This window comes from Massilia sp. WG5 (assembly GCF_001412595.2).
In the GTDB taxonomy this organism is placed as follows: Bacteria; Pseudomonadota; Gammaproteobacteria; order Burkholderiales; family Burkholderiaceae_D; genus Telluria.
Genome location: NZ_CP012640.2, coordinates 1,450,540 through 1,462,213 on the forward strand (window position 1 = coordinate 1,450,540; position 11,674 = coordinate 1,462,213).

Genomic DNA, 11,674 nt, shown 5'->3' on the forward strand with positions numbered 1-11,674 from the left:
GCAATCACCGCCGGCGATTCAATCGCCGGCGGCCGGGATGACGAAGCTTCTCAAAGGGCTGCGTTTGTTACCTCGCTCATCCGTCTGGCAACGGCGTCGGGTATCGGCAACGTCGGAGGAATCAGCTTCGTTGATTCTTTCGGAAATGGCCAACACATCGTCTACATAGCTGGCCAGATAGATGCCGTCGCTGCGCCGCACCGCACTGTAAGAGATCCTGGCCGCACGGCCGTCCGGCAATCGGTTCCAGATGGGATCAGAAAGCAGTAGCGACGAGCCGCCAGTGTCATACGGTGGAATAAAGCGGTAGGTAAGACGCCGCTGGCCGTCCCTGATCTTGAACTCGATGGACGCCTTGTCGATGAGATCCGCCGGTTCGAAGCGAAGGATTTGAAGCTCGTCGCTTTGCCGCCTGACCTCGAACGCAGGATAGTGGCGTTCATTCCGTATGCGTGCCGTCCCGGCTCCCCGCTGGTAGTTGGCTATCGCCATCCTCGACAGCCGGTCGTTCAGCTCGGCAGCTTCCTGAAAGCCGGGCGCGCGCGACAGCACAGGAAGATATTGTCTCGGCTTCGAACCTGCCGAATTCGCGGCAGGCGCGCCGATCATACGGTCCAGCAGCCCTCGCGAATCGTGCTTCCCATCGGTATAGACGTCCTCAGAGGTCTCCCAGCAGTTCTGCTCGAGTAATCCCATCTCATAAAGAAGCTGCTCGGATAGACTGCGATACAGCACTGCGACGCCGCGATCGTAGGCGCTCCCGATATCCGAATGCGCACCGGGCAACTGGACCAGGTTGATTCTTTGCGGTTGTGGCAGCCCCCATAGGTTAAAGACTCTGGTGACCCGGTCGGGGTCGGCCGCGACCTCTCGATCGAATACCGGGACGAACAAGAAGCGTGGCTCGTCCTTGGCAACGAAGTGCACGAGGTAGTCCAGCGACATGGGGAGCGACAGGTCCAAAGCGTCAGTCTGGCCGGTGGACACCGTGTCAAAGAGCATCGCGTAGAAATGAGGCGCCACTGCGCGCCCGCGTGTCCTGTGCGGCCAGTCGCGTACCACCAGATTGATGAAATGGCGCGCGATCGCGGCACCGCGGCTGAATCCGGTAACGAAAACGCGCACTTCGGTATCGGGCGCCGCGTCCAGCCAAGCATTGGCCTGTTCGAAAAATACCTCTTCCGCCCCTTCCGCGATCGATGCACTGGAATAGCCGAAAGCGGCATCGACCAGATTGATGAAATGCGGGTTCTGCATTCCCGGCCCGGGGAAGTAACGCGCATCGATACGCCGCGCAATCGACGCCACGACCGTCTCCTGCTCGGATGGCGGCACCCTGGAGCGGTCGTTCATCGTGCCGTCGAACGCGACCTTGAATATCCTGTTGGGCCTGCCGTCCAGCTCATGGCGAATCAACGGTACAGGTCCATTCGCGAATGCCTGCGCTGCCTTGATCAATTCCCGATCGCCGGCCGTCACCGGGAGCGGCACACCGCCTGAAACCATTGCGCAAGCGCTCAGCAGCAAGGGAAGGCAATACACGAGCTGTCGGAACAAGAAGCTTGACAACTTCATCCATTCCTTTCTTGTTCAAGAGTTACTTTCAAATGCAAAAAAATACCCCTCGCCCGAGGGGTATTCCGATTTGCGGCGACTCAGTGAAGTATCAACACCGGTGCTTACTTCGCCAGCTCCACCGCCGGCTCCCCGCTGAACGTCAGCTCGCTGCCGTTGACCCCCACGTGGATGGTGTCCTTCGGCCCAAAGCGGCCGGACAGGATCGCCTTCGACAGCGGATTCTCGATCTGCTGCTGGATCGCGCGCTTGAGCGGACGCGCGCCGTACACCGGGTCGAAGCCGGCCTCCGCGATTTTCTGCAGGGCGGCGTCGCTGATGTCGAGCGACATCTCCATCTTCTCGAGGCGCTGCTCCAGGCCCGCCAGCTGGATCTTGGCGATCGCGCCGATGTTCTTCTCGTCGAGCGCATGGAAGACCACGATCTCGTCGATCCGGTTGATGAACTCGGGGCGGAAGTGTCCGCGCACCTCGGCCATCACGGCCATCTTGACCACCGCCGGCTCGTCGGTGTCCATCGACTGGATCTTGTGCGAACCCAGGTTCGAGGTCATCACGATCACCGTGTTCTTGAAGTCGACGGTGCGGCCCTGGCCATCGGTCATGCGGCCGTCATCCAGCGCTTGCAGCAGCACGTTGAACACGTCCGGGTGCGCCTTCTCGATCTCGTCCAGCAGGATCACGCTGTAGGGCTTGCGGCGCACGGCTTCGGTCAGGTAGCCGCCCTCCTCGTAGCCGACATAGCCCGGCGGCGCGCCGATCAGGCGGGCCACCGAGTGCTTCTCCATGAACTCGCTCATGTCGATGCGGATCAGCGCTTCCTCGGTATCGAACAGGAAGGCGGCCAGCGCCTTGCACAACTCGGTCTTGCCGACGCCGGTCGGGCCCAGGAACATGAAGGAGCCGTACGGACGGTTCGGGTCGGCCAGGCCGGCGCGCGAACGGCGGATCGCATCGGACACGGCTTCGATCGCCTCGTCCTGCCCAACCACGCGTTCGTGCAGCTTCTCTTCGATGTGCAGCAGCTTGTCGCGCTCGCCCTGCATCATGCGCGCCACCGGGATGCCGGTCGCGCGCGAGACCACTTCCGCGATCTCCTCGGCGCCGACCTGGGTGCGCAGCAGGCGCGGCTTGTCGCCATCGCTTTCCGCTTGTTCGCCGGCTTCCTCGGCCTGCTTCAGCTGCTTTTCCAGCTCGGGCAAGCGGCCGTACTGCAGTTCCGACACCTTCTGCCAGTTGCTCTGGCGCTTGGCTTCTTCCATCTGCAGGCGGATCTTCTCGATCTCTTCCTTGATATGGGTCGTGCCCTGCACCGCAGCCTTCTCGGCCTTGAGGATTTCCTCGTAATCGTTGTACTCGCGCTCCAGGCGCACGATCTCGTCGTTGATCAGCTCGAGGCGGCGCTGCGAGGCTTCGTCGGTTTCCTTCTTGACCGCTTCGCGCTCGATCTTCAGCTGGATCAGGCGGCGGTCCAGCTTGTCCATCACTTCCGGCTTGGAGTCGATCTCGATCTTGATCTTCGAGGCCGCTTCGTCGATCAGGTCGATCGCCTTGTCGGGCAGGAAGCGGTCGGTGATGTAGCGGTGCGACAGCTCGGCCGCGGCAATGATCGCGGGGTCGGTGATCTCGACCTTGTGGTGCAGTTCGTACTTCTCCTGCAGGCCGCGCAGGATGGCGATGGTCGCCTCCACGCTCGGCTCGTCGACCATGATCTTCTGGAAGCGGCGCTCCAGCGCGGCATCCTTCTCGACGTACTTGCGGTACTCGTCGAGCGTGGTCGCGCCGATGCAGTGCAGTTCGCCGCGCGCCAGCGCCGGCTTCAGCATGTTGCCGGCGTCCATCGCGCCTTCGGCCTTGCCGGCGCCGACCATGGTATGGATCTCGTCGATGAAGACGATGGTCATGCCCTCGTCATGCGCGAGTTCCTTCAGCACGGACTTCAGGCGCTCCTCGAATTCGCCGCGGAACTTGGCGCCGGCCAGCAGGGCCGCCATGTCGAGCGACAGCACGCGCTTGCCCTTCAGCGAATCGGGCACCTCGCCGTTCACGATGCGCTGGGCCAGGCCTTCCACGATGGCGGTCTTGCCCACGCCCGGCTCGCCGATCAGCACCGGGTTGTTCTTGGTGCGGCGCTGCAGCACCTGGATCGCGCGGCGGATCTCGTCGTCGCGGCCGATCACCGGGTCGAGCTTGCCCATGCGGGCGCGCTCGGTCAGGTCGAGGGTGTATTTCTTCAGCGCTTCGCGGTTGCCTTCGGCGTCCTGCGAATTCACGTTCTCGCCGCCGCGCACGGCCTGGATCGCGGACTCGAGCGCCTTCTTCGCCAGGCCATGCTCGCGCGCCAGGCGGCCGGCATCGGACTTGTCGTCGGTCAGCGCCAGCAGGACCATCTCGCTGGACAGGAACTGGTCGCCGCGCTTCTGCGATTCGCGGTCGGCCAGGTTCAGGAGCTGCACCAGCTCGCGTCCGACCTGGACGTCGCCGCCCGTGCCGGACACCTTCGGCAGGCGCTCGATCAGCCCGCGCAGGGCGGTCGCCAGCGCGCCGACGTTCACGCCGGCGCGCTGCAGCAGCGAGCGCGCGCTGCCGTCGTCCTGGCTCAACAGGGCGCTCAGCAGGTGCGCCGGTTCGATGTATTGGTTATCGTTGCCGACCGCCAGGCTCTGGGCATCCGCCAGCGCTTCCTGAAGCTTGGTCGTCAGTTTGTCTTGCCGCATGTTATTACCCCTAGTGGTAGGTGAGTTCTCGAGTTTGAACCAAGTTAGGGATGCGGCAACGGTTTTTCAAGATGCGGGATGGTGTTTACGCGCCACTGGCCGGCAAAAAATTACTGAGCTACAATAATCAGCGGAGATGGCATTCCTCCCCGTATCGCTCGACACCGTTCGACACCAAACCGCCCTTCGGGGCTGATGATGCCTGCACGTTCCCGGTCCGATCTCGGCCATCCGGAGCTGCAGGCGCACGCCTCCAGCCTGTCGCATGTCCGGGACCAGATCCACCCAAACCACAGGACATGCATGACACCATCGAATGACATCAAAACGCCCGGGCGCCGGGAGCTGCCCGGCCTGCTGCGCTACCTTGCCAGGTGGCTGCTGCTGGCCGGCCTGGTCGGTGCGCTGGGCGGCTCCGCCTCGGCCTGTTTCCTGCTCGCCCTGGACTGGGCAACAGCAAGCCGCATCGCACACCCCTGGCTGCTCGCACTGTTGCCGCTGGCCGGCTTCGCCGTGGCCTGGCTCTACCTGCGCTACGGGAAGGAGGCCGAGGCCGGCAACAACCTGCTGATCGACGAGATCCACGACCCGAAAAAAGTGATCCCGCTGCGCATGGCGCCGCTGGTGCTCGGCGGCACCGTCGTGTCGCACCTGTTCGGCGCCTCGGTCGGGCGCGAAGGGACGGCGGTGCAGATGGGCGGCGCCCTGGCCGACCAGTTGACCCGGATATTCCGGCTCGGGCCCCAGGACCGGCGCATCATCCTGATGGCCGGCATCAGCGCCGGCTTCGCCTCGGTGTTCGGCACGCCGCTGGCCGGCGCCATCTTCGGCCTGGAGGTCCTGGCGATCGGGCGCATGCGCTACGACGCCCTGCTCGCCTGCCTGGCGGCGGCCGTGGCCGGCGACCAGGTATGCCTGCTGTGGGGCGTGCACCATGTGCATTATGCGATCGGCCCGGTGCCGCCGATCGGCCTCTGGCCGCTGCTGGCAACCCTGGTCGCCGGCGCGGCCTTCGGCCTGGCCGGCAGGCTGTTCGCGGATTCCACCCACGCGCTCGGCGGCTGGCTCAAGCGCCGCATCGCCTACGCGCCGCTGCGAGCCCTGCTGGGCGGCGCGGTGGTCGCCGCCGCGGCCTGGAGCCTGGGCGCGCAGCGCTACATCGGGCTCGGCATTCCCACCATCCAGCAGGCCTTTCTCGCGCCGCTCGCGCCCTATGACTGGGCCGGCAAGATGGCGTTCACCGTGGCCTCGCTCGGCAGCGGCTTCAAGGGCGGCGAAGTGACCCCGCTGTTCTATATCGGCGCCACCCTCGGCAACGCGCTGGCGCCGCTGCTGCACCTGCCCTTCGCCTTGTTGGCGGGAATAGGTTTCGTGGCCGTGTTCGCCGGCGCAGCCAATACGCCGATCGCCTCGACCCTGATGGCGATGGAACTGTTCGGCGCGGAAGCCGCGGTCTATGCGGCCATCGCCTGCGTCCTCAGCTACCTGTTTTCCGGACATACCGGCATCTACCGCGCGCAACGCTATGGCCAGGGCAAGCATGGCGGGTACGCGCCGGCGGCGCCGGATCACATCCGCCTGGGCGAACTGGGCGCCTGGCGCCGCCGGCCCGACCAGGACGACCGCTGAAAGCGGCCGATCGGGGCCGGCGCGCTTCAAGCCGCGATTCAGGCCGCGATCGCGCGCCAGCTGGCAAAGCCGGCGAAGCAGAAGGCCAGCGCCCCCAGCAAGTGCAGCGCCGCGTGGCCGAAGGCCCAGCCGTAGTGGCCACGCTGCAGCAGCACCATGGATTCGGCGGAAAAGCTGGAAAAGGTGGTGAGGCCGCCGAGGAAACCGGTGATGGCGAACAGGCGCCACGCCGGCGACAGGCCGGGCCAGCCGTCGAAGAAGCCAAGCGCCAGCCCGATCAGGTAGCCGCCGAGCAGGTTGGCGACCAGGGTGCCAACCTGGATGTGGGAGTGCAGCTGGCCGAGCAGGATCGTCAGGACCCAGCGCAGCCAGGCGCCGAGCGCGGCCCCCAGCCCGACCGCGAGCCAGCTCAGCGGCGCATTCAGCCGGTGCTCCACTTCGCCCTGGCCGCGTCGTCGCTGACGCGGGCGTCGACCCAGCGGGCGCCATCCGGCGTCTGTTCCTTCTTCCAGAACGGCGCCTCGGTCTTCAGGTAATCCATGATGAATTCGCTGGCCGCGAAGGCTTCGCCGCGGTGGGCGGCGCTTGCCGCCACCAGCACGATCTGCTCCATCGGCTGCATCGGGCCGACCCGGTGCACGACCAGGGCGCCGTACAGGGGCCAGCGCGCGCGCGCCTGCTCGACGATGTCCTCGAGCGAGCGTTCTGTCATGCCGGGATAGTGCTCCAGTTCCAGCTCGGCGACGCTGGCGCCCTCGTTCATGTCGCGCACGGTGCCGATGAAGCTGACGACGGCGCCGATGCGCGGATCGCCGGCGCGCAGGCGGGCGATTTCAGCGCCCAGGTCGAAGTCTTCCTTCTGCACCCGCACTTCGAAAAACCCCCGGCTCATTTACCCTCCCGGGCCTGGCGCATGAACAGCTGTTCGATGCGCGACGCGGTGCGGGCGTCGATCAGGGCCGGCAGCGCCACCAGCTCGCGCAGCGGGGCCGATCCGCCTGCCCCGCCCTGGCCATCCTTGTGTCCGCCCTTGTGGCCGGCGCCGTGGCCGGATCTGAGCGAAGACTGCAGCACCTCGACCTGCAGCTTCAGGCGCTCGCGCGCGAACTCGGGGCCGCTGTCGATGCCGGCCCGGATCTCGGCGCGCAACAGATCGTGCAGCAGGGTGTCGCGGTTGCGCTCGAGCAGCCGGGCGTAGGTCTCGCGGCCTTCCCGGGCGGCGCGCAAGGCCGCGTCGAAGCGGCCGCGCAAGGTCTTTTCCATGTCGGCGTCGAGCGCCGGCAAGGCCTTCCAGCGCCCGTCCCAGTCACTGTCGAGCGGGCCCTGGCCGGCAATCGCCTGCTCCAGCTCCTGCACCAGGCGCAGCTTGTCGCGCACCTGGGCCGCCTGGGCCATCCCGGCCGCGCGTTTCGCCAGGTCGGCGTGGTGCTGCACCTGCGCCACCGCGGCGTGGTAGCGCTTCTCGACCCGCGCCTCGTGGGCGCGCGGCACCGGGCCGATCGCCTGCCACTCCGCGGCGGCTTCGCGCAGCAGCTTGCCGGCGCTGGCCGGGGTGGCCTCGGGCGCCGCCGCTTCCAGGCGCGCGCTGATCGCTTCCTTGGCGGCTTCGTGCGCGCGGCGCTCGATGTCGGCCTCGTGCATGCTTTCCTTGCGGCGCTGGAAGATGTCGTCGCAGACCGCGCGGAAGCGCTGCCACAGCGCCTGTTCGCTCTTGCGCTCGAGCGGCAGCGCGCGCGCATGCTCCTGCCAGCGCTGCTGCAGGGCGCGCATGGTGTCGAGGGCGTGACGGTCGTGCGGATCGATCGCCGCGGCCGCCTCGATGATTTCTTCGCGGCTCGACATCTCGGCCTTGCGCTGCTCTTCCAGCGGGCCCTGCAGGATGTTCAGGGCGTCGGTGAACAGGGCGTCCAGGCGCTTCTTCTCCTTGCGGTCGATGGCGCCCAGGTGGCTCCAGCCGAGGCGCAGGCGCTGCACCGTGCCGGCCACGTGCTTCCATTCGGCCTCGCCGGACTGCAGGCGGGCGATCTCGGCGTTCGCCTCGTCGACCAGGGCCTGGGCCTTGGCGGCATTCGCGTGGCGCTCGTCGGCCAGGTGGCGGAAATGGGCCGCCGCCGGCGCATAGGCCGCGGTGCAGGCGGCGTCGAAGCGCTCCCACAGGCTTTTCGGCGCAGCGCCCGACAGGCTGTCGAGGGCTTTCCAGCGCTCGCGCATGCTGCCCACCTTCTTGGCCAGCTCGCTCATCGCCAGGTTCTGGGTCGGCAGCGCTTCCACGCTCCTGATCAGTTCTTCGCGCGACACGTTGCCGCCCCAGCGCGCCCAGTCGGACAGGCGCTTGAGTTCGGCGCGCACATGGGCCAGGCGGTCGGACTGGGCCGGCGTCAGGCGCATGCCCTTCTCGCGTGCTTCCTTCAGCGCCTTGTCGAACTCGGCGGCGCTGCCCAGCGAACCCTGCTGCAGGGCCGCCTCCATCGCATCCATTATGTCGAGGAAGTGCTGGTCGGCGCCGCGCGGCTTGCCCTGCTCTTTCGGCTCTTTGGCTTCTTTCGGCCTGGCGGCTTCCTTCTGCTCGCGCGGCTTGCGCGCCTCGGGCTGCGGCAGCGTCGCCAGCAGGGCGTCGAAGCGCTGCTGCAGCGCGGCCAGGGCCTCGCCCTGCGGCGCCTGCGGCAGCCGGTGCCATTCCTTGCGCAGGGCGTCGGCGTTCAGCTCGGCGGCCGGCTTATCTTGCTGGGCGACAATGAAAGCCTCGCGTGCGCCCAGCGCGGCCTGGCCGGCTTCGATCTCGCGCAGGCCGGCCTGCAGTTTCTGGGCTTCGAGGCCGACCTCGGCCACCAGGCCGCGCGGCAGCGAGGCGTGTTCGGGCGCCTGCAGGGCCTGGGCCTGCTCCTGGGTGAGCGCCTCCAGGCGCGCGGCCAGCTCGGCCGGCGGCAAGGGCTCGGAAGGCAGCCGGCGCAGGCTCGCCAGGCGGTCGATCATGGCGCGCTGCAGTTGCACCTGGGCTTCCAGGCGCTGGCCCAGGGCGGCGCGCACCGTTGCGAACTCGTCCTGCAGCTCGGGGGCGGCGATGATCGCCCATTTGCGGTCGAGCTCGGCGACATGGTTGGGGGTCAGCAGCTCGTCCTTGAGCAGCGAGCGGGCCTGTTCGAGCGTCGCTTCGCCGCGCCGGTGCTCGGCCTCGCGGTGGCGATGGGCGTCCAGGCGCGACTGCATCAGCTTGGCGACGCGGCGGTCGGTATTGCGCATCGCTGTATGGACGCGCTCGAGCAGCTCGGGGCGATGGACGAACTCGGCCGCAGTCAGGCGCAGCTCGGAAAATTCGCACTGGAGGATGAATTCCACCGCGGCAGCCTCGTCGCCCTGGACCTGGCTCAGCTTTTCGGCTTGCAGCGCGCGCTGCGTGCTCGTGGCCGAGCCCGGCCCCGAGGAGGCAGCCTGTTCCGGTTGCGCCCCCTGTCCGGCCGGCTTGTCGCCGGGCTTGTTATCGCCCGGCCGCTTGAATAGGAACTCGAACATGATGAAATCGCACTTCCAAAATCGCCATCATAACAAAGAACCCTGATGGCCTCGCGCCACCGGACTGGCGCGTGCGAACGACCGCCAAGGGCGCTTCAGTGCAGCATCGACAGCGTGGCATGGCGACGCCCGAATTCGGGGCCCGCCGGCTCATGGGCATGCCCGAGCGGCTCGGCGATGTGGCGGCGCGGCCCCGCCGGTTCCGGACGCGCGCGCCCGTGTTGCAGCGCGCCGCGCCGTTCGCGGGCAACGGCGTCGTGCGCCAGCATCTGGTTGGCGATCGCGAACCAGGCCTCGCCGCGCACCAGGCTGCGCGCCAGCGGGAACAATTCGTGTTCCTCGCGCTCGAGGCGGCAGCGCAGGGCCGCGATGCAGCCTTCGACGGCTTCCTGGAAACGGTCGCGGTCGACGCCGCGCGCGCCGGCGTCGACGCAGGCCTCGGCGGCCGCCAGCGACTCGGCGGCGCCGCGGCTGATCTGTTCGAGGTCGTGCAACAGGCCATCCGCGGCGCAGGAAGCGCGGCGCAGGGCCGGCACCAGGAATTTGTCGAGCTTGCGCCAGTGGCAATCGTCCACCACCTGGCGCAGTTCGGCGCACAGCTGCGCCGCCTGGCCCGGCGCCAGGATGCCGCCGTCTTCCGGGAGCGCATGCAGCGTGCGCGCCAGCGATTGCAATGCCGAACGCACCGTGGTCTGCTCCACGGACAAGGCGACGAGAGTGTAAGTCGATGTCAGCATTCTGTCTCCGCTCAGTTATTCGCCAACACAAAGTTCAGCCTGACCGGGAAGGGTCGGGACGGGAACCTGGATGGGAGGCGTATGTTTTGAACAGGCCTGCAGGAAGGGTTAAACCCTGAGGTGTCGTAGTCGTCGGCCTGAAAGAGCACCTAGTGTACGGACGGGCTCCGGGCCCGGGTTTGATCTATCACAAACCCAGCCCCCTCGCGCCCCGGGAACGGGGCGCCCGGCGAATGCGTGTATTCAGGCAGCAACGGCCTGCGTGTCGGACAGCAATGCGCGCAGCGGCGCAGCCATGGCGTCGGGCTGCACACGGCTCACTTCCACCTGCGCGCAGCCATGCCAGCGCGCGCAGCGCCCCACCGCCGCGGCAAGCTCGCGCAGCAGGCGCCCGCTCGGCCGCACACCCTCTTCGAACACCACCGATTTCAGTTCGAACAGCCCGGCCGCGCGATGCGTCTTGGCATCGATCCGGCCGATCAGCTGGCCGCGGCGCAGGACCGGCAGCGTGAAATAGCCGTACCGGCGTTTCTCGGCGGGCGTGTAGCACTCCAGCCGGTAGTCGAAGCCGAACAGTTCCAGCGCGCGCCGACGGTCCCAGACGATCGGGTCGAAGGGCGACAGCAGCGTGGTCACGGTCGGGTTCAGGCGTCCTTCCGCCGCGGCCGCCAGCAGGCCGGCGTGGTCGGGATGCACGAACACCGGCTCCTTCCAGCCCTCGACGCGGGCGCGCAGCAGCAGGCCTTCCCCGAGCAGGCGCTCGGGCGACAGGTGCGGCGGGCGGGTGCGGTGGTAGTCCGGAATCCAGGCCGCCTTCGCCAGCCCCAGCGACTTCACCGCGCGCAGCACGAATTCGCGCCGCACCGCATCCATGGCCGGCGCGCGGCTGTCGTCCCAGCCGGGCAGCACGCGCTCCGCCAGGTCGTACACGCGATGGAAATTCTGGCGCCGCGCGACCATCACCTTGCCGGCCGTGAACAGCGCCTCCAGCGAACGCTTCTCGGGCTTCCACTCCCACCAGCCGCCGCCCTTGCCCTCCTTCCGTTCGAAATCGGCGGCGCGCGTCGGGCCCTTGAGGCGGATATGCTCGAGCACCCGCGCCACCTGCTCCTGGTTCCCCTGCATCCACGACGCCCCGGATTTCCAGCCCAGCGGCGCGGTGTCCAGCATGCGGTGGCGGTACAGGCCGTAGTCCTCGATCGGGATGAAGCAGGCTTCGTGCGCCCAGTACTCGAACAGCCGGCCCTCGGCCAGCAATTGCTCGAGCCAGGCCGGGTCGTAGTCGCCGAGGCGGCTCCACAGCACCAGGTAGGGACTGCGCGCGACCACGCTGATGGTGTCGATCTGCAGCACGCCCATGCGCCCGATGGCCGCCAGCACGTCGTCCTTGGTGGCGCGGGCGCGGCGCGCCTGCAACATGTCCTGGGCCGCCAGGTGCAGGGCGCGCGCGGCGCCGATGGAAAGGGTGGGTTCGCTCATGCAGCCATTTTATTGGAGCTATTATCA

General features: G+C 67.5%; 8 protein-coding genes and 1 riboswitch. Of the genes, 1 reads left to right on the forward strand and 7 read right to left on the reverse strand.

Going from position 1 to position 11,674, the window contains the following annotated elements:
• Positions 1-18: 18 nt before the first annotated feature.
• Together AM586_RS06315 and clpB are read right to left on the reverse strand one after the other, a co-directional pair.
• Complete coding sequence (locus AM586_RS06315) at positions 19-1,575, reverse strand: DUF2235 domain-containing protein (protein ID WP_052234440.1); 1,557 nt, start codon at positions 1,573-1,575, stop codon at positions 19-21.
• 104 nt (positions 1,576-1,679) lie between these two features.
• Positions 1,680-4,292, reverse strand: a complete 2,613-nt coding sequence (clpB, locus tag AM586_RS06320) for an ATP-dependent chaperone ClpB (RefSeq protein WP_047826444.1) — start codon at positions 4,290-4,292, stop codon at positions 1,680-1,682.
• A gap of 123 nt (positions 4,293-4,415) precedes the next feature.
• A riboswitch (Fluoride riboswitch) is annotated at positions 4,416-4,504 on the forward strand.
• 91 nt (positions 4,505-4,595) lie between these two features.
• On the opposite strand from clpB, the gene AM586_RS06325 reads away from it, so the two are divergent.
• Positions 4,596-5,921, forward strand: a complete 1,326-nt coding sequence (locus AM586_RS06325; protein WP_047826445.1) for a voltage-gated chloride channel family protein — start codon at positions 4,596-4,598, stop codon at positions 5,919-5,921.
• Positions 5,922-5,959: 38 nt separating this feature from the next.
• On the opposite strand, the gene crcB is transcribed toward AM586_RS06325, so the two are convergent.
• From crcB to AM586_RS06350, 5 genes are all read right to left on the reverse strand, one after another.
• Positions 5,960-6,334 carry a fluoride efflux transporter CrcB gene (gene crcB, locus AM586_RS06330; RefSeq protein WP_047826460.1) on the reverse strand — a complete coding sequence of 125 codons (375 nt, stop codon included), beginning with the start codon at positions 6,332-6,334 and terminating at the stop codon, positions 5,960-5,962.
• Positions 6,335-6,342: 8 nt separating this feature from the next.
• Positions 6,343-6,813 carry a molybdopterin synthase catalytic subunit MoaE gene (gene moaE / locus AM586_RS06335; protein ID WP_047826446.1) on the reverse strand — a complete coding sequence of 157 codons (471 nt, stop codon included), beginning with the start codon at positions 6,811-6,813 and terminating at the stop codon, positions 6,343-6,345.
• Positions 6,810-9,431: a DUF349 domain-containing protein gene (locus tag AM586_RS06340; protein ID WP_047826447.1), complete on the reverse strand. Its 2,622-nt coding sequence runs from the start codon at positions 9,429-9,431 to the stop codon at positions 6,810-6,812. Before AM586_RS06340 ends, moaE begins: the two co-directional genes overlap by 4 nt.
• Before the next feature lie 95 nt (positions 9,432-9,526).
• Positions 9,527-10,168, reverse strand: coding sequence for a hemerythrin domain-containing protein (locus tag AM586_RS06345; RefSeq protein ID WP_082439693.1), 642 nt, complete (start codon positions 10,166-10,168; stop codon positions 9,527-9,529).
• Between the two features lie 243 nt (positions 10,169-10,411).
• On the reverse strand, positions 10,412-11,647 hold the full coding sequence (locus AM586_RS06350; protein ID WP_047826448.1) for a winged helix-turn-helix domain-containing protein: 1,236 nt from the start codon (positions 11,645-11,647) through the stop codon (positions 10,412-10,414).
• Positions 11,648-11,674: the final 27 nt, after the last annotated feature.

What these genes read in the sequence shown, in the direction of transcription:
- AM586_RS06345 (WP_082439693.1), bottom strand. Translation starts at nt 10,168, where the DNA reads ATGCTGACATCGACTTACACTCTCGTCGCCTTGTCCGTGGAGCAGACC.
- AM586_RS06315 (WP_052234440.1), bottom strand. Translation starts at nt 1,575, where the DNA reads ATGAAGTTGTCAAGCTTCTTGTTCCGACAGCTCGTGTATTGCCTTCCC.
- AM586_RS06340 (WP_047826447.1), bottom strand. Translation starts at nt 9,431, where the DNA reads ATGTTCGAGTTCCTATTCAAGCGGCCGGGCGATAACAAGCCCGGCGAC.
- moaE (WP_047826446.1), bottom strand. Translation starts at nt 6,813, where the DNA reads ATGAGCCGGGGGTTTTTCGAAGTGCGGGTGCAGAAGGAAGACTTCGAC.
- AM586_RS06350 (WP_047826448.1), bottom strand. Translation starts at nt 11,647, where the DNA reads ATGAGCGAACCCACCCTTTCCATCGGCGCCGCGCGCGCCCTGCACCTG.
- clpB (WP_047826444.1), bottom strand. Translation starts at nt 4,292, where the DNA reads ATGCGGCAAGACAAACTGACGACCAAGCTTCAGGAAGCGCTGGCGGAT.
- AM586_RS06325 (WP_047826445.1), top strand. Translation starts at nt 4,596, where the DNA reads ATGACACCATCGAATGACATCAAAACGCCCGGGCGCCGGGAGCTGCCC.